The organism is Janthinobacterium sp. 17J80-10, from assembly GCF_004114795.1.
Lineage (GTDB): Bacteria > Pseudomonadota > Gammaproteobacteria > Burkholderiales > Burkholderiaceae_D > Paucimonas.
Genome location: NZ_CP035311.1, coordinates 2,741,420 through 2,766,066 on the forward strand (window position 1 = coordinate 2,741,420; position 24,647 = coordinate 2,766,066).

The window sequence follows — 24,647 nt, forward strand, 5'->3', positions numbered from 1 at the left end:
TTGTTATTGGCGCCTGATCAATTTGTCAGGTGCTTTTGTAACGCGAACCGGTCTTGACAAAATAAAGCTACTCAACTCGCCGCGTCATCAGCACACTTCGAGCCGGCAGCGGACATTTTGTTCCGTGCAGAAACCATTCCCGCTGAAAATATTTTCAGCCTGGCGGGCTTCTTGGCAAACAGGATAGATGCCCTGTCATCATCGCCTTTTTACCCGGGCTGACTGACGTGCTGGAGGATGGGCTGCAGCATTGCCGCGCCCAGGCGCGCGCTGCGCGCGCCATTCCAGCCCACTGCCGGATCCGGCAGCGCAGCATTGTCCTTGAAGGGCATTTCCAGCGTCAGCGACACGCACTTGAAGGCATGGCCAATGTACTTGGAAGCGAGCTTGAGCATGTCAGCCTGGTACTTGCCGGCTTCATAACCGACCGTCGTCTGGAAGTCCGCGCTGGCCAGCCTGAAGGCATCGATGAAGGCTTGCTGCTCGGCGGCCTGGCGCGCGCTGAAATCTTCCAGCATTTCGCAACCGGCAACAAACACATACGGCAGCGCCTCGTCGCCATGGATGTCGAGGAAGAGGTCGCAGCCGGTTTCGTGGATCTTGTTTTTGACCAGGAATACTTCCGGGCTCGCCTCCATGGAAGGCGTCATCCATTCGCGGTTGAGGTTGGCGCCGGCGGCATTGGTGCGCAGGTTGCCGCGCACCGCGCCATCCGGGTTCATGTTGGGCACGATGTAAAACACGGCGTGCTGCAGCAGGCGGCGCGCCAGCGGATTGGCGCCATCCAGCAGCGCCTCGACCAGTCCTTCCACCAGCCATTCGGCCATCGACTCGCCCGGATGCTGGCGCGCGATGATCCAGACCTTTCTGGCGGCAGCCGGGTCGCCAATCACCGCCACGTTCAGGTCGCGCCCGTCGACCGTGCTGCCAAGGTCGGCTACCCGCGCATGCGGCGCGGCATCGATGCGTCCCAGCAGCGCCAGGTGGCGTTCCCAGGAATATGGCTCGAAATAGGCGTAATAGACGCTGTCATGCGCCGGCGCATGACAGATCGTCAAACTTTGGCCATCGTAGAACGTCGGCACGCGGAACCACTGCTGGCGGTCGTAGCTGGCCACGGCCTGGTAGCCATCCCATCCCTGCGGATAGGTCGCCTGGCCGGCATTGAGAATGTGTATTTGGCAATTCTGCCCTTCCGCGCCCTGCAGGCGGAAGTAAAACCATTGCATGAAATCCGCATGGCTATCCTTGCGCAGGTTTAACTCGATGGCATCGGCACGCTCGGCGCGGACGACGTCAATGGCCCCGGCGTCAAATTGCTGGCTGATCTTGATGGGCATATAAATTCCTAAAATGAAATACTGTCCAGGAGTTGATCCAGCACTGTAAGCCAGAATCGGCACCATGGGACAATCCGGCGATCGCGCGCCAGAAAGCGCGCCAACTCAGGAGAATGCCATGTCTAAAGTGCTCGTCCTCTATTACTCGACTTACGGTCACATCGAAACCATGGCCCAGGCCGTTGCCGAAGGCGCCCGGTCCGCAGGCGCCACGGTCGATATCAAGCGGGTGCCCGAGACCGTGCCCGAGGATGTCGCGAAAAAATCCCATTTCAAGCTGGACCAGGCCGCCCCCATCGCCACCGTGAACGATTTGCCGAATTATGATGCCATCATTATCGGGTGCCCGACACGGTATGGCCGCATGGTGTCCCAGATGGCAAGCTTTCTCGACCAGACCGGGGGCCTCTGGGCCAGCGGCGCGCTCAATGGCAAGGTCGGCGGCGCCTTCACGTCGACGGCAACGCAGCATGGCGGCCAGGAAGTCACGCTCTTTTCCATCATCACCAACCTCATGCACTTGGGCATGACCATTGTCGGGCTGCCCTACAGCTACCAGGGCCAGATGACGCTCGACGAGATCGTCGGCGGCAGCCCCTACGGCGCCACCACCATCGCCGGCGGCCAGGGCCAGCGCCAGCCGAGCCAGATTGAACTTGACGGCGCGCGTTTCCAGGGCAAGCTGATTGCCGAAACGGCCAGCAAAATCGTTGGCAACTGACAGCCCGCGCCTGTTCAGCCCATGGGCGCAGCTGTCATCCAGCGCACCAGCCGCTCAAATGGCGGATCGGCGCGCATGCGTTCGATCCACCATTTGAGCGCAGTGCCCTCTTCGCCAGTGCGCCACGCCATGTAAAACGTTTCGTCAGGCTTGGGCTCCTCGACTTTCTTTTCTACCAGCAAACCGGATGCGATCGCCGCCCGCACGTACGGTTCCGGCAGAAAGCCGAAGCCAAGCCCGGCCACCTGCAACTGGTACTTGGTGCGCAAGTCGCCCACCGTCAGCGTATCCTGTCCAAACAGCAAGCCAACCGTGCGCACCGCCATGTTGCGGGCCGAATCGGCAATGGCGATCGCCCGGTGCTCGTGCAAGTCCGCCTTGCCAAGGCGGCGCGGCACCGCTGCCAGGGGATGGGAAGGCGCCACGACGAAGACGAACGATAATTTGCCGATCGGCTCGGCCGTATAGCCGCCGCCCGAAGGCCCCTCGCCGGCGGCGCCGATCAGCAGGTCGACGCGCCGGTCCAGCAAGGCTTCCCAGGAGCCGGACAACACTTCCTGCACCAGGCGCAGGCGGGTCTGGTCCGCCACGTGGCAAAACGCCGCAATATCGTCATGCAGGGTGGCAGGCGAAAACATCGCATCCATGCCGATGGACAGTTCCGTTTCCCAGCCGGATGCCACCCGGCGCACGCGCAGCTCGAGGTCGCTCGCGGCTTTCAGCAAATGCCGGCCCTCTTTGAGCAACTCGTGTCCGGCCGGCGTCAGGCTCACCCTGGGCCCCATGCGCTCGAACAATTGCACGCCGAGTTCATCCTCAAGCTTGGAAACCGTATAGGAAATGGTCGAAGGCACGCGAAACAATTCCTTGCCGGCCGCGGAAAACGACCCGCGGCGATCGATCGCATCAATGATTTGCAAGGCATCCAGGCTGATTCTTAACATTCGAATTTTTCGATAGTAGATCGGTAAATTTTCCGTTTTTCTTTTTTACCTTGCAAGAGCATACTTGCATCATCGCTTGATTACATAGTAATGCAAGCAGATAAAAAAGGAAGAATTAATGATTTCATTAATCGAAATTATTGCATATTGATCCGAGCAACCCTAGTTAAAGGAGCACATCATGCTACAGATTCGTACAAGCAAGGCACGCGGCAAGGCCGATCATGGCTGGCTCCGGTCGCAGCATTCGTTTTCGTTTGCCGACTACTTCGATCCCGAGCACATGGGCTTTGGCCCCCTGCGCGTGATCAATGAAGACCAGGTGCAGGCAGGCAAAGGCTTTGGCACGCATAGCCATCGCGACATGGAAATCATTTCGTACGTGCTCGATGGCGCCCTGGAACACAAGGACAGCATGGGCAATGGCTCGGTACTGCGCTATGGCGATGTGCAGCGCATGAGCGCCGGCACGGGCGTTTCGCACAGCGAATACAACCATTCGCGTACCGACCCCGTGCATTTCCTGCAGATCTGGATCGAGCCGGATGCCAAAGGCGTTGCACCCGGCTACGAGGAAAAGCATTTCGATGCCGCTTCGAAGCGAGGCGCCCTGCGCCTGATCGCCTCCAGCGATGGCCGCGAAGGCTCGGTGCTGATTCACCAGGATGCCTCGATCTATGCATCGATCCTGGGCGGCGCCGACCAGCTCAGCCATGCACTGGCGCCAGGACGCCTAGCTTATGTCCATGTCATACGCGGGCAGGTCACGGTCAATGGCACGGCGCTCTCAACGGGCGATGCGCTGCGGCTGAATGGTGAAAGCGCGGTCACGCTTGCCGAGGCAAACGATGCGGAAATCCTGTTGTTCGATTTGCCCGTTTAAGCCCTATCAGCCATCGCGCCGCAAAAACCCGTTTTGCGATAAAGCGATAAAATGGCGCGACGCCCCAAAGGGTCGCGCCATTTTCATTTTTGTAACCGATTGCAGGAAATTTGCCATGTCATCAAAACCAGAATCCCCGTCCGATGCCCCCATCGATGCCGGAATCGAGTTTGTGGCTTCCTGCGAGCTGCCTACGCCCTGGGCCACGTTCACCCTACACGGCTTCATCGAGCATGACACTGGCAAGGAACACCTGGCAATCAGCCTGGGCAGCTTTGACGACGGCGCGCCGGTGCTGGCGCGCGTGCATTCCGAGTGCCTGACCGGCGACGCCCTGTTCAGCCAGCGCTGCGACTGCGGCGCGCAACTGGAAACGGCCCTGCAAAAAATCGCCGAAGAAGGGCGCGGCGTGCTGCTGTACCTGCGCCAGGAAGGCCGCGGCATTGGCCTGCTCAACAAGATCCGCGCCTACCGGTTGCAGGAACAAGGCGCCGATACGGTCGAAGCCAACCACCAGCTGGGCTTTGGCGACGACCTGCGCAGCTACACCTTGTGCAAGCCCATGCTGCAGCATCTGGGCATTGCCAGCCTGCGCCTGATGACCAATAATCCGCGCAAGGTGGCGGCGCTGGGCAAGGATGGCGTGCCGGTGGACTCGCGCATACCGCTGATCGTCAACCGCAACCGCTTCAATACCCGCTACCTCGATACCAAGGCAGAAAAACTGGGCCACCTGCTGGCGGCCGCCGACAGCGTCGGCTAGGCCGTTACAGCAGCTTATGCTTGTCCGGCCAGCAGCATCATCCCGGCGACCATCATCGCCGCGCCAGCCACACGCGAGACGGTGACGCCAGCGGGGGCAAGCTTTTCCAGCAGGATGAAAACGGCCAGTGCCGCCACCCAGGCCAGGTTCATCACGCCGACCACGAACAACACCGCCATCAGCGCCCAGCAGCAGCCAAGGCACCAGGCGCCATGCCGCATCCCCATTTGCAAAGCGCCGCCAATGCCTTCGCGCCAGTGCGACAGCAAAAAGCCCAGCGGGCTTTGGCAATGCTGCAGGCAGGCGCGTTTTAACGGCGTCATCTGATAGAGACCGGCGGCAACCAGCACCGCACCGCCCGCCTGCGCACTGGACAGGGCCATCTGCGGCGACAGCAGCGCCGCCTGGTGCAATGCCCACTGCGCCAGCACGGCGCACAGGGCAAAGCCGCTCCAGGCCAGCAGGTAACCCAGCGCGAAAGCCAGCACGGCCAGCGGCACCCGCCCCCCGCCGCGGCGGGCGTGGGCTGCGGCGAACAGCAACAGCACTGGCGTCGCCGATGCGACCATCATGCCGATCATCATGACGACCCACATCGCCAGGGTGAACAGGAAATCCGCCGCGCTCCACTGCCGCACCATCGCCATGCCGGCCATCTCGGCATCCTGCGCCATGGCAGGCGCCATCATGCGGTCGAGATAGAACAGGTAGGCCCAGGCCAGCGCCACGACAACAACCAGGCACAAGCCAATCACAATGCGGTCGCGCCCGGAGAGCGCCGCAATCGACGCTGCCGGGCCGGTGCCGGTGGACAAGGAAGACGCCAGCTCAGCCACCCTGCCAGGAAAACGGCGCGTACTGGCCATTGTTCTTGCCGCTGACATCGTCCCAGTCGAAACCCAGCGCATGGATATGGCTGCGCGAAACATTGGCGAGGGCAAAGCTATCCGCCGCCGGGTGGCCGGTATGGTCCAGATGGAGCGGTTCAGTGGCTTGCGGATTCAGCCCCATCGCCCCTTTTGCCGCCATATCGATCTTATCTAGCGCTGCCACCGACCAGTTCACGCCATCGCGTTCGAATTGGATCGGGGCCGACTCGACGCCGGCAAAATTGCCTACCAATCCGGACAGCAGCGCCATCGGCCCGCCGGCCGATCCACTGGCAATCGCCGTAATCGCCTCACGCTGCTCGGCGCTGGCGCGTTCGTCGGCGACGAGCCCGACCGTCCAGTTGCCCTCACCCATTTCTGCCGGCGTATGCCCGAGGACAATGAACCCAAGGCCATCGAGCGTCAGGGCGCCGTACTTTCCGTGCTCGATCTGGAACGCCATCGCAAAATTGCAACTGCCCTGGGTCGGTTTGGCCTGCATCTGGCTGGGCACACAGGGGCAGACAAAATCGCAATTGCAGGTTTCATAGTATTGGCCATCAAGCTGCCAAGCCGAAGTTGCCATAATTCACCTCCACATCAAGCTAGCCGATAAGCTGCATTCAGCATAGGCCACGGTATCTCGAGACACCAGATGCAGGACAAATGAAGTGTGAAATTGTTCGGTGAAATTTATCGAGAGTAAGGTTCAAAATATTGCTCTTTATATTTGACAATCACAGTCTTAGAATGAAGCCTCCAAGGGAGGCAACGCCGGCCCGCACATCGAACAGGGGAGCAAACGATGGATATCAAGGTACACAAAGGCGAAGGCAAGCTGCAGCACTTCATCGACATTGGGCAACACCGGTTATTGACCGATGAAAGTCCGCAGGTTGGCGGCGAAGACACCGGCCCTTCCCCGCACGAACTGCTGGCGGCATCGCTGGGCGCCTGCACGGCACTCACGCTCACCCTGTATGCGCGCCGCAAGGAATGGCCCCTGGAAGACGTGCAGGTGCGCATCGAGCATGCGCACGAAGGCGCTGCCTTTATCCTGAAGCGGCATATCCATTACGTCGGCGCACTCGATGCCGAGCAGCGCGCGCGCCTGACCGAGATTGCCAACAAGTGCCCGATCCACAAGGTATTGTCGGGCGAAATCCGGATTACCACGCAGGAGGAATAGCCATGACTGATGCGTCTGAAGTGCTGCCAGACGGCGCCCTGGAAGTCGTGGTCGTACCGCGCACGACGGATCTCGGCGACCACTTCGAAGTGCGGCGCGCGCTGCCGTCGCGGCAAAAGCGCATGGTCGGGCCGTTTGTCTTTCTCGACGAGATGGGCCCGCATGTCTTTGCCGCAGGCAAGGGCCTCGATGTGCGGCCGCACCCGCATATCGGGCTGGCTACCGTCACGTATCTTTTTACCGGCGAAATCCTGCACCGCGACAGCCTCGGCAGCGTACAGGCCATCCAGCCCGGCGATGTGAACTGGATGACCGCCGGCAGAGGCATCGTCCATTCGCAACGCACCGCACCCGAAACGCGGCAGCATGAATCCTCGCTGTCCGGCCTGCAATGCTGGGTGGCGCTGCCGCGCGCCAAAGAAGAATGCGCGCCCGATTTTCGCCATACCGGGGCCGCCGAGCTGCCGGTGGAAGAAGCCGAAGGCGTGTCGGCACGCATTATCGCCGGCAGCTTTTTCGGCCGCCGCTCGCCGGTGGCCACCCTGTCCGACCTGTTCTACGTCGATGTGCAACTCCAGCCGCGCGCACGGATGGATATTCCGGCCGACTATACCGAACGGGCCATCTACGTGGTGGAAGGCGCCCTCGACCTGGGCCGCGATGGCCTCTTTGATGCCGGGCAATTGCTGGTTTTAAAACCCGGCAAGCACGTCACCATCGCTGCCGGCGCGGCAGGCGTACGTGCCATGCTGCTGGGCGGTGAACCGATGGATGGGGCGCGCTACCTCACCTGGAACTTCGTTTCCAGCTCGGCCGAGCGCATCGAACAAGCCAAGGACGACTGGCGCGAGCAGCGGTTTGCGAAGGTGCCGGACGAGACCGAATTCATTCCCCTGCCCGATCTTCCGGGCAAGCCGGTGCATTATCCTTAACCGGCAATATTTCAAGGAACCAATCATGAGCAAGCAATTGAAAGAGGAAGGACTCGACCTGCTGTTTCGCCAGGCTCGCACTTTCAATACCTGGCAAGACAAGCCCGTCAGCGACGACATCCTGAAACAGATCTACGACCTCATGAAATGGGGCCCGACCAGCGCCAACTGCTGCCCTGTGCGTATCCTCTTCCTGCGCACGCCGGAAGCGAAACAGCGCCTGTTGCCCGCGCTTGCCCCGGGCAATGTGGAAAAAACCATGTCAGCGCCGGTCACGGCGATCATTGGTTACGATGGTAAATTCTACGAGCAATTGCCCAAGCTATTTCCCCATGCGGACGCGCGCGCCTGGTTCGCCAATACCCCGGAACTGGCGGAAGTCACGGCGCGGCGCAATAGCTCCCTGCAAGGCGCCTATTTCATGCTGGCGGCGCGCGCGCTGGGACTGGATTGCGGCCCCTTGTCCGGCTTCGATCAAGCCAAAGTCGACCATGAATTTTTCCCGGCCGAGGGCCGCCCCGACTTTGCGTATGAGTATTTTCCCGATAGCCATATCAAGACCAATTTCCTGTGCAATCTTGGATATGGCGATACGAAAAACTTGTTTCCGCGCAGCCCGCGGCTGGAATTCGATGAGGCCTGCAAGTTGCTTTGAAATGCAGAAGCAGTTCGCTTGCTTTATTTACCTGACAAGCATTACTTGGCAACATCGTCCCGACCTCTGCTATAATCTTGAGTTCGTCGGGGCGTAGCGCAGCCTGGTAGCGTACGTGCATGGGGTGCACGGGGTCGGAGGTTCGAATCCTCTCGCCCCGACCAATTGAATCAAACAAAAAGGCCAATCTTCGGATTGGCCTTTTTGTTTTCTGTGATTGGTGAGGAAATAGGTAAGAAAAATTCTGTGAAGTTAATATCGGCTGCTAATCCGCAGGTCCCTGGTTCAAGTCCAGGTCGGGAAGCCAATATCATTAAGGGGTTACGTGAAAACGTAGCCCCTTTCTCATTTCTGGACTTGATGAAAACGTGACAGTGCCGCCACGTTGCCGCCCCTACCCTCTTCAATCCGCGACGCTGAAGCCTGCAGATGGTCAGATGCAAACTTTGCATAGCGATCCACCATCGTCCGCAATTTCCAGCCACCAAGCTCTTTCAGTTCATCACATGACGTTCCCGCCTGGCGATGCCATGATGCCCAGACATGTCGAAGATCATAAAACCGAAAATCCTCAATACTGCTTTCCTTAAAGCGTTATGCCATGCGGTATTGGTCACATCTCAGCCGATTGGCTTTCCCTTATAAGTAAAGCAAAACCGCGAATGCTCGCCGGCTTTCTCTTCTAAACGACTTTTCCATCGTGATTCAATGGAACACCGCGCGACGTGCCATTTTTGGTTTGATTCCCCTAGCAACTATAAGAGAAAATACTGTAAAATTAATTGCATATTTGCAACTCTCATCATATCGACAATCAACAATATTTATTTTATGTAATCCCCGTCCTCTAGTTACCCAACCTGGGGTAAAGCCATTTGCAAGGAACAATCGGTGAAATCGATTTCAGTATTCAACAATAAAGGCGGCGTGGGAAAAACCACCCTTACTTATCACGTCGGGCACGCTCTATCTGAGATGGGGTTTAAAGTGCTAATGATAGATGCGGACCCACAATGCAATTTAACTATTTATTCTTTAAATCAAGAATCAATCCATAGCATCTGGGAAAAGGAAGATAAATTTATAGATGCAGGGTTCGAATCGTCGAAAAATTCACTCGTTCTAGATGATTTCCGCAACTTAATTAATGAGCCAAGAAGCTTGCATTTTATTTTAAAACCTACTGAAGAAGGTACTGGCGACCTTGAGTCCTTACCCCCCCCAGTGAAGCTCTCCAGTTCGCTCGATATTATTCCAGGCAGGCTCACACTGCACCTATATGAAGACAAAATCGCTGAACGATGGGCTGGAATATATAGAGGCGACCCGTTGGCTATACGCACAGTTACGAAAATCAGAGAAATCAGCGAAAAATACAGCACGCAGTATGGCTATGATTACGTCATCATTGATACTTCGCCGAGTTTGGGGTCACTAAATAAAGTAGTTATATCAACAGTTGATGGTTTTTTTGTTCCTGCGGCTCCCGATTTATTTTCACTATATGGCATTCGGAACATCGGCAAATCTCTCAGCGCCTGGAAAGCCGAGTTCAATATCATTTATCAGCTTATTTCAGAAGAGAAGAGGCATTCTTTTCCAAAAGATTTTGTGTCATTTTTGGGCTACACAATCTATAACGCAAAAAAATACTCTGGCGTGAATAACACTTGGAACTTGGCCCATGCTCATTTCAACTATGCAAACCGGATACCGGAAACTATCAAACGGTGCATCGAAAAAGGGTTACGTAGCCATCTAGACGACGCGACTATGAGTGCACCAATAGGCGAAACTTCAGTGATGCACTCGCACAATACCTTTCCAACGATGGCACAGCACTATCACACTCCAATGTGGAGGATCCCATCGCTACCTGAAATTGAAACGGAACATGCGAGCACCATACGGGGAGCAAGCGCAAAATACCAAGAAACTGGCGCTGCGTATCGCCAGTTTTGCGAATCGATGCTAAAAAGAATTGAATTGTTGGATGCGTAACATGAATAAAGAAGAGAGTATTGCTTCAGCAACCTGCAAATTCAATGATGATAAGCATCTATTTGAACGTTTTTTAAATGGTGTGGTTGACTTTTTTAAACTCGAACCTTCATTAAATCAATATGGCACACCTGTGATCCATACAATAAAAAGTAGACTGAAAAATGAAAGCCATTTAAAGGACAAACTTGAACGGAAATGGGATGACGCGAACCCTATTTCTGCAGCAAACATATATGAAAAAATTACTGATTTAGCTGGCGTCCGAGTTCTTCATTTATACCAAGACCAATTCCCCAATATTCATAAACATATTATGAATCAAATAACCAATCGAGAATGGTTTTTACATGAGGAGCCGAAGGTTTATTCATGGGATCCGGAAGCAATTGAATTTTTTAAAAAGTTAGGACTTGCTACTGAAATTAAAGCTTCGTATTACACCAGCATACATTACGTTGTAAAACCGAAAGCGGATTCAAATATATGTTGCGAAATTCAGGTTCGAACTCTATTTGAGGAAATTTGGGGAGAAATTGATCACAGTATGAACTACCCCCATGCTATTGAAAATCAAGCTTGTAAAGAGCAACTAAGAGTACTCTCCAAATTGGTGTCCACAGGAACGAGACTTGCCGACTCCATATTTAGGACCAAAGAGCTCACTGTGCAAAATTGACGATACAAAGCAGTCAGTCGTGGTGTCGGCGTCAGCGCCGCCTTCAATGCGGATCACCGCACCGGCGAAGGTGATTTCAATCTGGCCGTGCCGTGCTCGCAGTGATGGAGATGCCGCCATGCCAGCATCGGCCACGACCACCGGCAACAAGGCCGACGACGCTGTGCTATCGAACAAGCCAGCACGATAGTGGCGACGCCATTTGAACAGCATGTTGGCGTTGATGCCATGCTCCCTGGCCAGACGCGACACGGAGACGCCCGGCTCGCAAGCGGCCTGCGCAAGGTGTTTCTTGAATTCGAGAGGATGGTTCGGACGGCCCTTGCGGTTCCCCTGCTTGATTGTTGTATCCAAAGTAGTTCCTACCAAAAAACAGCGGGAGCCACTTTGGCTCATCCAGGAAACCGCGTCCAGACGGTGCGAAGTTGACGCTTACTCTCAATGCGACGACCTCAACAAATCGAAAACAATCTTTGCAAATCCAGCCGCTTTTTTCGGGTCTGACAACAACTGCATCATCTGCTCCCGATGTGCATCGCTACTATCCAGGATTGCATCGTCCACCGCCTTGGGAAAATCGCCCAGTAGCGCTTGCTCGGCAGTATTGTTCGCCAATTGCCGCATCACCACTTCATTTTCCTTCACCTTGTCGCGGATGGTATGGGCGTAATTGACCATGTCGCTTTCGGTCAGATGATCGGTGATGAACAGCTCATTCAACCTATGCACGATCTGGGACAGGAACTCGACTTTCTTGTCCTTGGCTTTGGCCGTCCCTGCCTCGTCGCCCGGCGCCAGCTTGTATTCATCCGACTCTTGCATGATCAAGTCATGCTGGCGGATTTTGGACAACCGGTAATGGCTTAATACGATGCTGTTCAAATCGACATCGTCTTCATCAATGATGGTCTCGCGCAGCATCGGACGCAGGTTGCGCGCGTACAAGCTCAGCTTTTCCAAGTCCTTGTCGTCGTAATCGACGATCTGCGACATGAATTCATAGAAGCGCACAAAGGTGCCCAGGTCTTTCTTGAAGATTTCCAGTGCATCCTTTTCCTGCTTGCATACCTTGAACGATTTCTCGGCATTGGCGATCAACACCGCATCCTTGGTCTGCTTGGTGCGCTCGAAGATATCCCGCGCCTGCTTGTATGCTTCCACCGCCGACTTGTAGCGCTTTTGCCAGCGCTCGACCGCCGGTTTGCAGATATTGGCAATCGCTGCATTGCTTTTGCTTTTCACAAAGAACGCATCGCAGAATTGCTCGACCTCATTCCAGGTAAATACGCCAGCCGCGCGCAATTTATCGAACAGGTCAAAAATCAGATCGGGATCGGACACGTCCGCCAGCTCAGCAGTCTGGTAATACGGCTGGAACGCGTCGAGGATCTCCTGCGGCTCATTGAAGAAGTCCAGCACAAACGTCCCAGTCTGAGCCTTGCCCGGATAGGTCCGGTTCAGGCGCGACAGGGTTTGCACGCATTCCACGCCGCCGAGCTTCTTGTCCACATACATCGCGCACAGCTTGGGCTGGTCGAAACCGGTCTGGAACTTGTTGGCGACGATCATCACCTGATAATCATCGGTATCAAAGGCCTTGCGCATGTCGCGGCCCTTGAGCTTCGGGTTCATGTTGGTCTCGGTGTATTTGTTACCGACCAGCGCATCTGCATTCGGGTCTTTTGCGTTGAACTCGACCTCACCTGAGAACGCCACCATCGCATGGATTTTCTGGTAACCCTGCTCGGTAATGTATTTATCGAAGCCCAACTTGTAACGCACCGCTTCCTTGCGCGAGCTAGTCACCACCATCGCCTTGGCTTGCCCACCCAGCAATCCCATCACATTGTCCTTGAAGTGCTCGACAATCACCTGCACCTTCTGGCTGATGTTGTAGTCGTGCAGGCGCACCCACTGGTTCAGCTTGACCTTGGCCTTCTTGCTTTCCACTTCCTGATCGCTGCCGGCGATCTTCATCGCCAGGTTGTACGCGACCTTGTAGTTGGTATAGTTTTTCAGCACATCGAGAATGAAGCCTTCCTCGATCGCCTGGCGCATGCTGTACACATGGTAGGCAGCGGGCTTGTTGGTTTTGGAGGGCGTTTCATCGGGCTTGGGCAAGCGGCCAAACAATTCCAGCGTCTTGGTTTTTGGCGTGGCGGTAAAGGCCAGATAACTCAGGTTGTTCGATGCGCGGCGCAATGCGACAGCAGCGTCGAGGATATCGTCGGTGGTCAGCTCGTCATCTTCGCCGACGCCGTCGACCATCAACACTTCCTTCAACTGGCGCGCGGTCGAGCCGGTTTGCGATGAATGCGCCTCGTCGGCGATCACTACATAATTGCGTTCTTTCAGGCTGACGCTGTTTTCAATCGCCTTCAACACAAACGGAAAGGTCTGGATCGTCACGATGATGATCGGTTGCGAACTTTCCAGCGCCGCTGCCAGCTTTTCCGACTTCGAGCCATCGCCTTCCTGCCGGTTGATGCGTCCGACCACGCCATCGGTATGCTCGAACTGGTAAATCGTATCCTGCAACTGCGCATCCAGCACCGTGCGGTCGGTCACCACGATCACCGAATGGAATTGCTTGTTGCCGTGCGCGTCATACAGCGACGACAACTGATGCGCGACCCACGCGATCGAATTCGACTTGCCGGAGCCGGCGCTATGCTGGATCAAGTATTTCTGCCCCGGCCCTTCGCTCTTCGCGGCATTGACCAGCTTGTTGACCACATCCCATTGGTGATAACGCGGGAAGATCAGGCTTTCCTTCTTGTACTTGCGCCCTTCCCAATCTTCCTTCTCATCGATCTGCAAATGCACAAAGCGCGCAAGAATGTTCAGCAGGTTATCGGGCAGCAACACTTCATTCCACAGATACTCGGTCGCGTACTTGTTCACATCAATCGGCACATCGTTGCCCGCGCCGCCTTCCGCCGTGCCTTTGTTAAACGGCAGGAAAAAGGTGTCGTCGCCTTCCAGCCGTGTCGCCATATACACCTCGTACTGGCTGACCGCAAAATGCACTAGCGCACCGCGCTTGAAGGTCAACAAGGGTTCCGGTTTTTTGGTGACCGGATCTACGGCTAAGCGCGTGGTCTTGTACTGCTTGATCGCGTTGTGCACCGCTTGCTTGAACTCCGACTTCAGTTCAAGGGTAGCCACCGGCAAACCATTGACAAACAACACCAGATCGATGCGCCAGGCATTGGCCTTGGCTCCGGTTTCCTCCAGGTGCGCAGCGGTCGCCCACGGGCTGTACACCAGCTCCGGCACTACCCGCAACCGGTTCTGCTGATACCGCGCCAATGTATCCGGATTCAGATCATGTTCAGGCTTGAACTGGCACAAGCTAAAGCGCGTGCCACGGTCGCGCAACTCATGGCGCAACACGCCCAGCGTGCCGAAGGTGCGCATCTCTTTGTTGGCCGCATTTGGATCGGCCTTGTTCAATTGCGCAGCAACCCGCTCGATAAACTTTTGTTCAGGATCATTCGGATACAGCGCACAAAACTTTTGCCATTGCTCGTCCTGCGACTCTTTGACAAAGCCCAGCACATCCTCTTCATACAAAGCCAGCGCGCGATTGTATTTATCGGCTGTGCCGAGCAGCCAGCCATTGGCGACCAATTGTCGGATTATGTCGTTTTGAAAGACAAGCTCATTGGCCTTGCCGTGGCTGGGCATATATGTCATGCGGCGATCTTTTTATTGGTGGTTTGGGAGGGTGCTTGCCAGTTGCGGACGTCGATTTTTCCGGTGACGGCGGCTGAGATGAGGGCGGTGCGACGTTCTTGAAGTAACGCGATTTGTTGTGCCACCTTTTGTTCCAGCAAATCAAATTGAACTTTTTGCCTATCCAGAAAAGCAGAAATTTCCTCTTGCTCGTCATACGGCGGATAAGGAAATTTAAATTGCCTGAAAGTTTCAGCGGGAAGATGCGCAATAGTTGATTTACCTGCACCACTGATAAACCGTTCTTGATGAACAGCGTTAAACAATTGGTAATACATGAAACGGGTATTGTCTGACAATGCGTTCGATGGTCTTAATCTGTGCAATGCTTTCTGATAAAAGACTGGCTCTTCATTTTCCCAAATAGCGCACCGTCCGATCTCACCACCTTCACAAACAATTAAATCGCCCTTTCGTACAGAATACCGATCTTGCTCTTCCGGGCGAAAATCCATCTGAGGAAGATCTACTGTGTTCACGCTATCCCATTGAACGTCTGTGTTTCTAAGATATGGGGCCAAAAAATTCCCAGTGATTTTTTTATCATCAAGCATTTTTCCAAGCAGTACTTGGTACCTGAATGATAATTTAGCGACGATCCAATGTTCTGGAACTTCACCCAACCACTCAACACCCGAGTCGCGCATCGGCGCATTGGAATTTAAACCTTTGGTCACGGCATGACTAATCACTGCCTGACGTTTTTCTTTTAGCAGCTTGATCAGTTGTTGCTGTTTCTCGATCAGCGTGTCGATCTTGGCGATTTCGTTGTCGAGGAAATTGAATATTTTTTTTTGTTCACTTTTATCAGGCAGTAACAATTCTATGCGTTGAAACTCTTCTGGATCTAAATCCCATTGACTGACGCGAATGCCTTTTGATTGTCTTAGGTACTGAGCAATATAAATCGGATGCCGCAATAGGTAATGAATGTATTTCGGATATGCGACGTCAAAAAGTTTTGAATATGGTTGATATACAAAGTATGCCGGACTGACAATGCCTTCGAATTCTGAAATTGCTATCGAGCCTTGCCAGGCCTTCATCTTATTCATGACAAGATCATTAGGCTCAACCAATTGATACGGAGTCAAATCGTCCGAAGGCTTATTATTATTGTCGTCACGACTGGATGTGGGCACCACGCCATGATCCCGATAAACAGATAGCAAGTCTTTATCGGAAAAATTAGTTCTTTTTACTCGCCTAAACAAACGACCTACCGGAATAGTTTTCCAATACTTTGGGGCTTCACCTAACCAGTCGGTATCAGTTGATTTATATTCTGGATAGGCTCGGTACTTCTCGCTCATCATGAATGCACCTCTTGCAGCAATTTCATGATTTCTGCACTCACCGCATCCAAATCCGCATCAATCTCGACCAAATCCCTCGGTGGCTGATATTGGTAAAAATGTCGATTAAACGGAATCTCATAACCGACGATGCCGATCTGCTCATCCTTGTCATCCTTCTTGCCAGCGTCGATCCAGGCATCGGACACATGCGGCAAGACTTCCCTAGTGAAGTAGGCTTCGTTCAGCTCGTTGACTGACTTCGACGGGTCGAGCGCGACGTTTTCAAAATCGCGCAAGTCGCCGTCGGCTTTGTATTCGATCACCTGGCCGTTGACGGAAAAAAGTCCGTAGATCGGATCAGCCTTGGATTTGTGAATCTTCTTGATGATTTTTTCAGCGGCGGGATTTTTCCAGCTGACCGCATCGGTGATTTGCTTTTTCTCTTTGGCGTCGAGCGTAATGCCTTGCGCTTTGCAGGCTTTGGCGAGCACGTCGTCGAAATCATTCATGTCGTCGTGCTGCACGATGCCGATCACTTGTTGCAGTTGCCGCGCTTTCAGCAGCGTCTGTTTTTGCGCGAGCCAGGTGCTGCGGTCGAGCAGGTCCTTAATTTGTTTTTCCTTGAGATCGACGAAATGCAGCTTGATATAGCGGCGGATCGCGTCTTCATGTGCACTGAGGTCGCCGTAGTGTTTGCAGGCCGGGGCATCGCTCCAGATCGCATTGTTCCCTGTGTCGGCTTCTGCACCGTATTGCGCATACGCCCATTGCATCGCGGCGTTGAGGGTGCCGGACTCATACCGCAGACTGGCCAGGCGCTCGTCGCTGAATTGATACGACTGGCGCAGCGGACGTTCTATCGTGATGCGGCGGTAGCCGAATTCATGCGTCTTGAAAATCTTGCTGGCGAAAGTCTTGGCGACTTCTGCTTTCGGGTTGGCAGATTGCCTGCCACGATTACTTTTCTGTTCCGCCGGTTTGTCCAGCGCACGTGCATCGACCCCTTCAAATTTGCCAAAGCAGCGGGTGATGGTGGCGATGTCTTCGTCATCCATCACGTTGCGCTTGCTACCCAAGGATTTACGCATCTTGCCGCACAGGTTGACGCCGTTGATCAGTTGCACGCTGCCTTTTCGCTCTGCCGCTTTTTTGTTGGAGAGTATCCAGACATAGGTGGCGATGCCGGTGTTGTAGAACATGTCGGTCGGGAGAGCGACGATCGCCTCCAGCAAATCGGCTTCGAGGATGTAGCGGCGGATTTCGGATTCGCCGGAACCTGCGCCGCCGGTGAACAAGGGGGAACCGTTCAAAATGATGCCGATGCGGGCACCGCCGTCGGATGCATCGCGCATCTTGCTGATCAGGTGCAGCAGGAACAAGAGCGAACCGTCGGACACGCGCGGCAGGCCGGGGCCGAAGCGGCCGTCGAAACCTTTCTCATCATGCTCGGCGTTAACAGAACCTTCAATCTTTTTCCAGTCGACGCCGAACGGCGGATTGGACAGCATGTAGTCGAACTGGGTGGAATAGAGCTGGTCGTTGGAGAGCGTGTTGCCGAGCTTGATGTTGCCGACCTCTTGCCCTTTGATGAGCATGTCTGCTTTGCAGATGGCGTAGCTTTCCGGATTGAGTTCCTGGCCGTAGGCGCGCATCACTGCTTGCGGGTTGAGCTCGTGCACGTACTCCATGCCGCTTGAGAGAAAGCCGCCAGTGCCTGCGGTGGGGTCGTAGATGGTGCGGATAATGCCGGGCTTGGTGAGCGCGGCGTCGTCTTCCATGAATACCAGCGCGGTGGTGAGCCGCACGATGTCGCGCGGCGTGAAGTGTTCACCGGCAGTTTCGTTCGATCCTTCGGCAAAGCGGCGGATCAGTTCTTCAAACACCAGCCCCATGTCATGGTTGGAAACGGCCTTGGGGCTCAAGTCGATGGTGCGCACTTTTTGCACGACCTTGTAGAGCAGATTAGCGTCATTCAATTGCCCGACGAATTCGGCAAAGTTGAAGTATTCAAAAATCTCGCGGGCGTCTTTGGAAAAACTTTGGATGTAGTTTTCCAGGTTGGCCTTGATGCCGGATTCGCCCAGTTTGGCGAGGTTCATTTTGGAAGTATTGAAAAACGACAGGCCGCCAGTGGCGCGCAGCAGCAGTTTTTCTTGCGCGTCTTCAGGCAGCTTGGTCTTTTGAACTTTTTCGTATTCGGCGACTACCTTGTCTTTGGTAGCTTCGAGCACGCATTCGAGGCGGCGCAATAAGCAAAACGGTAGGATGATACGGCCGTACTGGCTTTGCTTGAAGTCGCCACGGAGCAAATCGGCGATGGCCCAGGATTCGAATGCGAGATTGTTGGGGGTTTGTGTCATTTGTATGGTCAGGGTGTGTCAGGTCTGGCGAGAGCAGGAATGCATCGACCGCCAGCGATATTCATTTCAGCGAAAAAGCCGTTCTTGGAAGGCAAAATTCTGAGCATCTTACTTTGCGACAATAGTTATTATTAGTCAATAAAGCAATTTAACAACACTTCACGAGTCGTTCTGAGTAGATAGGTCGTTGCCAGCGACGCGTTTATCAATTGCATAGCGAAAAATGGGATGAATTAAAGGTGGCACATTACAATCCAAAACTCCTCGTCATGTCCACTTCCATTATCGCGACGGATTGCAGCAGAAAAACCTGATTGCCAGCGCCAATGCAGTTCCCGAAAAGGCGATGGCGGTGCGATTCCCTCCTTGTTGAGCCGAATATGCTATCTTTACGGCTCAATTATTGAGCCGTAAATGACATGAATTCGCCTCATTCAGCAAAATACATCTGGCAACAGCCCGGCTGGCCAGCGCTCCGCTATGACCCGGCGACAATCGCGCCGGAACTGGGTGCGGCCAGACGAGCGCAAGGCAGCGTGCTTGGCCAGGCAGAAGCCGTCGGTCTGGAGCAACTCGCCGGCATCACGAATGCCATCTGGATCGACGAGGTGATTGCCACGGCGGCAATTGAAGGCGAAGCCCTGAACCTGGATGCGGTGCGTTCTTCGGTGGCCCGTAAGCTCGGCTTGGGCGAAGGCGGGCCGGTCGCCAGAAATGTGGACGGCCTGGTGGATGTGATGCATGACGCCGGCAGCGCATTTGCCGACCGGCTGGATGCCGACCGGCTTTGCCGCTGGCAAGCTGCCCTCTTCCCCGGCGGCACTTCCGGCATCCGGCGCATCGAAGTGGGCCGCTACCGTTCGTTTTCCGACCCGATGCAAATCATCAGCGGCCGCCCCGGCAAGGAAGTCATTCACTATGAAGCGCCGCCATCGGTAAGCGTGGCCGCCGAAATGGATGCCTTTATCAACTGGTTCAACGCATCTGGCAAGGCTGGCGAAGATGGCCTCATCCGCGCCGCCCTGGCGCATTTGTGGTTCGAGACCATCCATCCTTTCGAGGATGGCAATGGCAGAATCGGCCGCGCCATCGTCGATCTGGCGCTGGCGCAGGATCTGGGTGCCGCCACGCGCCTTTACAGCATGTCGCGCCAGCTGGGGGAAAACCGGCGCGCGTATTACGATGCGCTCAACCAGGCCCAGTCCGGCGCACTGGACGTCACGTGCTGGGTGGCCTGGTTCGCCCGCCAGTTCGCCCTGGCCTGCGATAAATCCGGCCAGATCATCCAGGCGGCCCTTGCCAAGCAACGATTCTGGGCACAGCATGCCGGAGTGCCGCTCAACGAGCGGCAGCGCAAGGCGATACAGAAGCTGCTCGATGTCGGCGACAGCGGCTTTCAGGGCGGTCTGAGCGCGGAAAAATATGGCGCGATCACGGGAGCGTCAAAGGCGACCGCGACGCGCGATCTGACCGCGCTGGCGGAATACGGCCTGCTGGTTGTTAGCGGACAGGGGCGAAGTACGCGGTATGCGCTGAAGGCGGAGAACGTAGGATTCAAGTGAGGGCCCGGGCCAGCTTACTGGCAATGACAGGGTGCCATATTCCCTGTCCAACGAGTTGGCTGACGCGGGTTTTGTAGGCAGTGGGGTCAGGGGCGCAATGCTGCCGCCCCCGGTGGCGCGATGCATTGCACCACAGGCAGGCAGCAACGATGTTTTCAGGTAAGTCACGGCCACCATCTTTTCTGGCAACGAGATGTTCAGCTGTACATCGTCCGTATTTTACTAACCTGGCAGGGACGCCCTGGCCGCGCGCAAACTGTTGCTGATCCTGCTCCCACATCGGAAGCTTGCAGTAGTAGCAGAGATGATTTTGTTTTTCGAAGGCTTGCCGGCGTAACTGCCGCAGCTTTTTCAGGCTCATGGGAACTCACTTGGTTGTACAAGCAAATCCCCGGTAACGTATAACACGTCAGTCGGGCGCCGGCGGGTATCCGATTCGGCTGTGCAGGGGCGTAACGCCTCATGCGGTCAGAGGTTGCGAACCCTGAGCAAGTCAAACTTTACCGTTATGCTTCCGAATATGCAATGGAAATTACCTAGCCATGGAATCTATCGGCTTGCTTTGCAACGGTTGTCAATAGTTGCGAAAAACCCGCTTCCAAGGGCCATTCCAGTCGCCCGTTAGCCAGATCAAATGGCACAACCCACAACAGTAGCTTATCTACATCCGAGAATACAAACGGCCCTAGCGGCTCAGGTAATTCGGCTGTCTGAGGATAAATCAGCAGCATGTTCCCTGTCCCATTCAGGTATTTGTGTCCGTACGCGAATAACTGATAAAAATCCTGCTGGCTCAAACCATATTTGTTTTCCCTGTCGGCTATGGAAATCAGCTTCCATTTCGCATCCATCAGTAAGAAATTCTCGCATCCCCACTGCACCAGAAAATCCGGCCGCAACTGGAACATGCCTTTGCCCTCGTGCTCACACAGGAATGCACTCCTGGCCTGGGCCTTGAGGCTATAGGGTGGCGGCAGCTGCCGGCGCAATCCCGCCTCAACATAACGCTCGAACAGTTTCTCCATCGGAAACAGCAAGCTGATGCCATGGGTAGCACCGCGCACCGTCAGCGGCATATGCTGGCCGAGCACGAGTTCGCACCACGGTCGCACCGGCTGGTAATGCGCCATCAACCGATCATGACGCCACTGGCGAAAGTCGGCCTGGGTATCCTTGCACTCGGGTATTTCCGCCAGCAATCCGGCCAGTTCATGGGCTAGACGCCAGGTATCCGGCTGCCGGGTGCTGCTGCAAACACGCATGAGCGCAGACTTCAGCAGGCGATTTTCCGGGCGATCCGGGAGGAACAGATCATGGCGGATGTGAAAGATATGCGCGCGTCCCGGCGGCTGGCGCATTTGCTTGACCACATCAAGTTGCCCGCGCAGGAAACGCTGTTCCTCTTCCATGCGCCGATAATCGAAGCGCAAGCCGCGCTTCACCTGGTGATCCAGCGCTAGCACGAACTGCCGCATCACCCATTCCAGCAAGGGATGGTGGAATGTTGCGATATCGGCCCGGTCGGCGTTACGCACCGGCAGGTCTAGGGCGGCCTCCAGCATCCTGATCAGCAAGGCGCGCGACCTGGCCGCGGTTTCCTCCTCTGCCTGCTCGGTATGCTTGGGCAAAATTTCCAGCAACGTGCCGCAGGGCGTTTCCACCACGCCCACGTGGTTGTCCAAGCGCAGCCAGCGGCGGCTTTCGATTTGCAGCAGCGTTGCACCGCCCTTGCCAAAACCGGCGGCCAGATTGCATAGCCAGTCGAACGCAGACGGCGTGATCGTCGCCTGATCGAGGGTGGACGCAACGTTATCCGTCGTCAGTCGTGCATATTCGCGCACGACCACGGTTTTCATGCGGCCTCTCCGAGGATGCGCCGATAGCTTTCGATATCGTCGAACGCCGCACCATTGATGCGCCAGCGCCGGTCGGCGTTTTCCAGGGTCTCCGCCACGGCAGCGCCAAACAGGCTGGCCAGGTTGGTTGAGGCTTTTTCCACGAAGGCCGGCGCCGGATGCTTGCCGCGATTGTTCAAGACCCAGGCGATGCGCTCCCAATCTTCAAAGAAATACTCTTGCAGCAGAGGCAGGATCTGTTGCCGGAAAATGTCTCCAAGCTCGGCCAGCGTCGGCTTTTCCTGTTCCTTGAGCGGCATGAAATAGGCGTGCCCCAGGCAATGATCGCGGTCCAGCAAGACTTCGATGCGCTCATTCATCTTACGCAACAATTGCCCGATATTGACGCCTTCAATTGTGACGGCGTCCAGCAAGGCTGGCTGCGGTGGCATTTCCTTGAAGGTGAAGCGCCGGCGCAAGGCGATATCCAGTCCCGCCAGCGAGCGGTCGGCGGTATTCATCGTGCCGATCAGGTAGACGTTCGACGGCACGCTGAAGGGCTTCTTGGAGTAAGGCAGGGTCACGCTCAGCGCTTCATCCGCACCTGCCCGCTTGGAAGGTTCAATCAGCGTAATCAGCTCGCCAAAAATGCGGGAGATATTGCCGCGGTTGATTTCATCGATAATCAAAACCCAGCCGTTGTGCGCGGACTGATAAATTCCGGCACTTTCTGGCGGCTGCCGCACCATGGCGCGATCCCCACCCACGGCTTGCCCGTCTTGGTTTAGCGACAAAATATTGTTGACGCCTTCACGGGCAAGAGACAACAGTGCAGCGAGCTTTTCTTTATCAATCGATCCAGCTTTCAATTCATACAAAGTCATTTGGCTGAACTGATTGTTCATCAACTGTTCGAAGGGTAATGACGGGTTATAAACACGCAACCATCGAACATCTCTGCATTGACCGTAGCCATCGTCCTGCTCCGCCCTGTTTTGCACCCGATAATTACCAGTAACTTCGCCGACCGCCCGGAATTTATATAGGCCATCGGTTACGACGATCAAATCCCCTTTTTTCACCTTCAATAAAAAGGTGGCAACAGCAGAAACAGCATAGTCTGCGGAATCGACGTTTTCACCCGCATCGATAAAGCGCTGATAGATCTCACTACGATTCTGGCAGCCTTGGAAATTTATTTCGCCACCCCAGCCCAGCAAGGCAAAACCGTTTTCAATACATTCGTCGTAAATATAGGAATCCCAGCCTTTGCTATTGCCAAGAGACATTTTCCAGATGCGCCGACCAGCCAGATCGATCGGGACTTCGATCTGGCGTTCCACTTTGGCAGAAGCCGATTCGCATAGCGACTTGAATACACCATCAACGACGTCGTAACGAAGAGTGCCATTGTCGCCAGTATCAGATCTTAAACCCTCGACAAAATCTTCATAACTAAAGCTCTGATGAAAAGTGACAAAGCGGATTTGCCCTGAGCGCGCCAAAGCATCGAAGCGCAACTTATGCGCCGCACGATCGTCTGGCTTTTCTTGCAGTAGTTCAGGATCAAGGATGGAGAGCGTCTCAGTGATCGTCGCATAAGTCTTGCCGGTACCGGGCGGGCCATACAGGATCTGGTTCAATGGCACTTTGGCGGGCGTCAAATTAGAGAAGTCAGGTGGCATCGTGTCGTTATCTTCCAGATCGGAATTGTCGTAGGCGTTGCACAAGGCGAGCAGCGCAGCCCTTGTCGGTACGGCCAGATAAATGGCCGGATTGCCTTGCGCGAGCTGCGGCGCGTTGGCGCCGAGATTGCTGTTGCGCGAGCGCTCGGCGGGATATTCCTCGATGTCTTTCAGTTGGCCCTTGACGGTATCCAGCCATGCACCGGGCTCCAGCCAGAGCTTCACGCCCTTGGCATCGCGCGCAAGCGCGAGGCTACGGCCTTCGGTGGTCGTGAAGCCGGCAATATACTTGGTGGGCTCCTTGATCGGTTGGAAGCGCTCCGGGTTTTCCTGGAAAAATGCCAGCGCATCGTCCGGATTGAGGGTCATTGCTGCGAGGCGCGCCGCGGCCTTCTCCCAGATTTGCGCGCCAAAGCTGAAAACGTCGGCGTCACCGCGCTTCGCCATGGCAGCCGCGTGCAGTGCGGCGACATTGCGCCTTGAACGGGTTTCCAGCCAAGCCACGAGATGGTCGGCGCTAAAGATCGGCAGCACGGAAGGTGCCGTGCGGTCTTGATACAAAAAGGCGATTTTCCATTTGATCGCCGCGCCAAGATCGGCCTTTTGTACCATGTCAAGATCGCCGGCACTGGCAGCGCGGGCGACTTCGCAAATGATGTCGCGCACCCGCGCAAACGCCACTTCGATGGTATCGCCGTATTTGGCGTACCAGCCATAGTCGGTGGAATAGCAACGGCCGCCACCCCCAGACTTGTCGCTCTGGTCCTTGCGGGAATAGATGCCAAACTTGAATGCAGAACCGCCCCAGATGGAGCCAAGTTGTTCGGTTCGCTGTTCAAGCCAGCCGTAGGTGAAACAATCCGTGTCACCTGCCTTGGTGTATTCCTGCAGGGCCATCTGCGGCAGGGATTCCAGGGGCCAGCGCTGCAGGAAACTGTCCCAGAGCGCGTGAAATGCTGCTATTGAAATCGTCATGCTAGTGATAAGAAATGTTTCCGATGATGTAATTAAGGAGTGCAATACTTACATACCAAAAAATATTAATATAAATGCATTTTCCATAAGGACTGTCGTTAGCGATTAAATGAACTATGCCTAAAACGGCAAGTATGTTGCATACCGTTTCGATACAATTTCCGGATCATCCAGTTTGATTAGCCCTTAAGTCGACGCTGTGACAATGATTTGGAAGC

General features: G+C 55.2%; 20 protein-coding genes and 1 tRNA gene. 10 read left to right on the plus strand and 11 right to left on the minus strand.

Annotation, left to right across the window (positions count from 1 at the left end; translation table 11 throughout):
• Window positions 1-209: 209 nt before the first annotated feature.
• Window positions 210-1,340 (minus strand): M14-type cytosolic carboxypeptidase, encoded by a 1,131-nt coding sequence (locus EKL02_RS12265; RefSeq protein WP_128902318.1) that lies wholly within the window; start codon window positions 1,338-1,340, stop codon window positions 210-212.
• Window positions 1,341-1,458: 118 nt separating this feature from the next.
• On the opposite strand from EKL02_RS12265, the gene wrbA reads away from it, so the two are divergent.
• Window positions 1,459-2,061 carry an NAD(P)H:quinone oxidoreductase gene (gene wrbA, locus EKL02_RS12270; RefSeq protein WP_128902319.1) on the plus strand — a complete coding sequence of 201 codons (603 nt, stop codon included), beginning with the start codon at window positions 1,459-1,461 and terminating at the stop codon, window positions 2,059-2,061.
• 14 nt (window positions 2,062-2,075) lie between these two features.
• Here the strand turns inward: wrbA and EKL02_RS12275 are convergent, their stop codons facing one another.
• The gene (locus EKL02_RS12275; RefSeq protein WP_128902320.1) at window positions 2,076-3,005 is read right to left on the minus strand and encodes a LysR family transcriptional regulator; all 930 of its coding nucleotides are present in this window, start codon (window positions 3,003-3,005) and stop codon (window positions 2,076-2,078) included.
• Between the two features lie 181 nt (window positions 3,006-3,186).
• Between EKL02_RS12275 and EKL02_RS12280 the strand changes: the two genes are divergently transcribed.
• On the plus strand, window positions 3,187-3,888 hold the full coding sequence (locus tag EKL02_RS12280) for a pirin family protein (RefSeq protein ID WP_128902321.1): 702 nt from the start codon (window positions 3,187-3,189) through the stop codon (window positions 3,886-3,888).
• 115 nt (window positions 3,889-4,003) lie between these two features.
• Complete coding sequence (gene ribA, locus EKL02_RS12285; RefSeq protein ID WP_128902322.1) at window positions 4,004-4,651, plus strand: GTP cyclohydrolase II; 648 nt, start codon at window positions 4,004-4,006, stop codon at window positions 4,649-4,651.
• A gap of 14 nt (window positions 4,652-4,665) precedes the next feature.
• Here ribA and EKL02_RS12290 read toward each other — a convergent pair whose 3' ends face one another.
• On the minus strand, window positions 4,666-5,517 hold the full coding sequence (locus EKL02_RS12290; RefSeq protein ID WP_128902323.1) for a DUF2182 domain-containing protein: 852 nt from the start codon (window positions 5,515-5,517) through the stop codon (window positions 4,666-4,668).
• Window positions 5,480-6,106 carry a DUF1326 domain-containing protein gene (locus EKL02_RS12295; RefSeq protein ID WP_128902324.1) on the minus strand — a complete coding sequence of 209 codons (627 nt, stop codon included), beginning with the start codon at window positions 6,104-6,106 and terminating at the stop codon, window positions 5,480-5,482. The genes EKL02_RS12290 and EKL02_RS12295 overlap by 38 nt, the downstream gene beginning before the upstream one ends.
• A gap of 219 nt (window positions 6,107-6,325) precedes the next feature.
• Between EKL02_RS12295 and EKL02_RS12300 the strand changes: the two genes are divergently transcribed.
• From EKL02_RS12300 to EKL02_RS12330, 6 genes are all read left to right on the plus strand, one after another.
• Window positions 6,326-6,709, plus strand: coding sequence for an OsmC family protein (locus EKL02_RS12300; RefSeq protein ID WP_128902325.1), 384 nt, complete (start codon window positions 6,326-6,328; stop codon window positions 6,707-6,709).
• A gap of 2 nt (window positions 6,710-6,711) precedes the next feature.
• On the plus strand, window positions 6,712-7,641 hold the full coding sequence (locus EKL02_RS12305; RefSeq protein WP_128902326.1) for a pirin family protein: 930 nt from the start codon (window positions 6,712-6,714) through the stop codon (window positions 7,639-7,641).
• 25 nt (window positions 7,642-7,666) lie between these two features.
• Complete coding sequence (locus EKL02_RS12310) at window positions 7,667-8,296, plus strand: malonic semialdehyde reductase (protein WP_128902327.1); 630 nt, start codon at window positions 7,667-7,669, stop codon at window positions 8,294-8,296.
• Window positions 8,297-8,383: 87 nt separating this feature from the next.
• Window positions 8,384-8,460: transfer RNA gene (locus EKL02_RS12315), tRNA-Pro, on the plus strand.
• Between the two features lie 727 nt (window positions 8,461-9,187).
• A complete protein-coding gene (locus tag EKL02_RS12325; RefSeq protein ID WP_128902328.1) occupies window positions 9,188-10,297 on the plus strand; it encodes an AAA family ATPase in 1,110 nt (369 codons plus the stop codon).
• Window position 10,298: 1 nt separating this feature from the next.
• The gene (locus tag EKL02_RS12330) at window positions 10,299-10,976 is read left to right on the plus strand and encodes a RelA/SpoT domain-containing protein (protein ID WP_128902329.1); all 678 of its coding nucleotides are present in this window, start codon (window positions 10,299-10,301) and stop codon (window positions 10,974-10,976) included.
• Here EKL02_RS12330 and EKL02_RS12335 read toward each other — a convergent pair.
• From EKL02_RS12335 to EKL02_RS12350, 4 genes are read right to left on the minus strand one after another with little or no spacing between them, the layout of a single operon-like run.
• Entirely contained in the window at window positions 10,890-11,372 is a 483-nt protein-coding gene (locus EKL02_RS12335) for a transposase (RefSeq protein ID WP_128902330.1), read from the minus strand. The genes EKL02_RS12330 and EKL02_RS12335 overlap by 87 nt on opposite strands.
• A gap of 42 nt (window positions 11,373-11,414) precedes the next feature.
• A complete protein-coding gene (locus EKL02_RS12340) occupies window positions 11,415-14,675 on the minus strand; it encodes a DEAD/DEAH box helicase family protein (protein ID WP_128902331.1) in 3,261 nt (1,086 codons plus the stop codon).
• Window positions 14,672-16,027, minus strand: a complete 1,356-nt coding sequence (locus tag EKL02_RS12345) for a restriction endonuclease subunit S (RefSeq protein WP_164932016.1) — start codon at window positions 16,025-16,027, stop codon at window positions 14,672-14,674. Before EKL02_RS12345 ends, EKL02_RS12340 begins: the two co-directional genes overlap by 4 nt.
• A complete protein-coding gene (locus EKL02_RS12350) occupies window positions 16,027-18,372 on the minus strand; it encodes a class I SAM-dependent DNA methyltransferase (protein ID WP_128902333.1) in 2,346 nt (781 codons plus the stop codon). The genes EKL02_RS12345 and EKL02_RS12350 overlap by 1 nt, the downstream gene beginning before the upstream one ends.
• A 419-nt stretch (window positions 18,373-18,791) precedes the next feature.
• Between EKL02_RS12350 and EKL02_RS12355 the strand changes: the two genes are divergently transcribed.
• A complete protein-coding gene (locus tag EKL02_RS12355; protein ID WP_128902334.1) occupies window positions 18,792-19,934 on the plus strand; it encodes a Fic family protein in 1,143 nt (380 codons plus the stop codon).
• Here the strand turns inward: EKL02_RS12355 and EKL02_RS12360 are convergent.
• From EKL02_RS12360 to EKL02_RS12370, 3 genes are all read right to left on the minus strand, one after another.
• A complete protein-coding gene (locus EKL02_RS12360) occupies window positions 19,927-20,295 on the minus strand; it encodes an HNH endonuclease (RefSeq protein ID WP_128902335.1) in 369 nt (122 codons plus the stop codon). The genes EKL02_RS12355 and EKL02_RS12360 overlap by 8 nt on opposite strands.
• A 175-nt stretch (window positions 20,296-20,470) precedes the next feature.
• Complete coding sequence (locus tag EKL02_RS12365) at window positions 20,471-21,790, minus strand: McrC family protein (protein WP_128902336.1); 1,320 nt, start codon at window positions 21,788-21,790, stop codon at window positions 20,471-20,473.
• Window positions 21,787-24,066 (minus strand): AAA family ATPase, encoded by a 2,280-nt coding sequence (locus tag EKL02_RS12370; RefSeq protein ID WP_241687704.1) that lies wholly within the window; start codon window positions 24,064-24,066, stop codon window positions 21,787-21,789. Before EKL02_RS12370 ends, EKL02_RS12365 begins: the two co-directional genes overlap by 4 nt.
• Between the last annotated feature and the right edge of the window lie 581 nt (window positions 24,067-24,647).

What these genes read in the sequence shown, in the direction of transcription:
- EKL02_RS12265 (WP_128902318.1), bottom strand. Translation starts at nt 1,340, where the DNA reads ATGCCCATCAAGATCAGCCAGCAATTTGACGCCGGGGCCATTGACGTC.
- wrbA (WP_128902319.1), top strand. Translation starts at nt 1,459, where the DNA reads ATGTCTAAAGTGCTCGTCCTCTATTACTCGACTTACGGTCACATCGAA.
- EKL02_RS12275 (WP_128902320.1), bottom strand. Translation starts at nt 3,005, where the DNA reads ATGTTAAGAATCAGCCTGGATGCCTTGCAAATCATTGATGCGATCGAT.
- EKL02_RS12280 (WP_128902321.1), top strand. Translation starts at nt 3,187, where the DNA reads ATGCTACAGATTCGTACAAGCAAGGCACGCGGCAAGGCCGATCATGGC.
- ribA (WP_128902322.1), top strand. Translation starts at nt 4,004, where the DNA reads ATGTCATCAAAACCAGAATCCCCGTCCGATGCCCCCATCGATGCCGGA.
- EKL02_RS12290 (WP_128902323.1), bottom strand. Translation starts at nt 5,517, where the DNA reads ATGGCCAGTACGCGCCGTTTTCCTGGCAGGGTGGCTGAGCTGGCGTCT.
- EKL02_RS12295 (WP_128902324.1), bottom strand. Translation starts at nt 6,106, where the DNA reads ATGGCAACTTCGGCTTGGCAGCTTGATGGCCAATACTATGAAACCTGC.
- EKL02_RS12300 (WP_128902325.1), top strand. Translation starts at nt 6,326, where the DNA reads ATGGATATCAAGGTACACAAAGGCGAAGGCAAGCTGCAGCACTTCATC.
- EKL02_RS12305 (WP_128902326.1), top strand. Translation starts at nt 6,712, where the DNA reads ATGACTGATGCGTCTGAAGTGCTGCCAGACGGCGCCCTGGAAGTCGTG.
- EKL02_RS12310 (WP_128902327.1), top strand. Translation starts at nt 7,667, where the DNA reads ATGAGCAAGCAATTGAAAGAGGAAGGACTCGACCTGCTGTTTCGCCAG.
- EKL02_RS12330 (WP_128902329.1), top strand. Translation starts at nt 10,299, where the DNA reads ATGAATAAAGAAGAGAGTATTGCTTCAGCAACCTGCAAATTCAATGAT.
- EKL02_RS12335 (WP_128902330.1), bottom strand. Translation starts at nt 11,372, where the DNA reads ATGAGCCAAAGTGGCTCCCGCTGTTTTTTGGTAGGAACTACTTTGGAT.
- EKL02_RS12340 (WP_128902331.1), bottom strand. Translation starts at nt 14,675, where the DNA reads ATGACATATATGCCCAGCCACGGCAAGGCCAATGAGCTTGTCTTTCAA.
- EKL02_RS12345 (WP_164932016.1), bottom strand. Translation starts at nt 16,027, where the DNA reads ATGAGCGAGAAGTACCGAGCCTATCCAGAATATAAATCAACTGATACC.
- EKL02_RS12350 (WP_128902333.1), bottom strand. Translation starts at nt 18,372, where the DNA reads ATGACACAAACCCCCAACAATCTCGCATTCGAATCCTGGGCCATCGCC.
- EKL02_RS12355 (WP_128902334.1), top strand. Translation starts at nt 18,792, where the DNA reads ATGAATTCGCCTCATTCAGCAAAATACATCTGGCAACAGCCCGGCTGG.
- EKL02_RS12360 (WP_128902335.1), bottom strand. Translation starts at nt 20,295, where the DNA reads ATGAGCCTGAAAAAGCTGCGGCAGTTACGCCGGCAAGCCTTCGAAAAA.
- EKL02_RS12365 (WP_128902336.1), bottom strand. Translation starts at nt 21,790, where the DNA reads ATGAAAACCGTGGTCGTGCGCGAATATGCACGACTGACGACGGATAAC.
- EKL02_RS12370 (WP_241687704.1), bottom strand. Translation starts at nt 24,066, where the DNA reads ATGGTACAAAAGGCCGATCTTGGCGCGGCGATCAAATGGAAAATCGCC.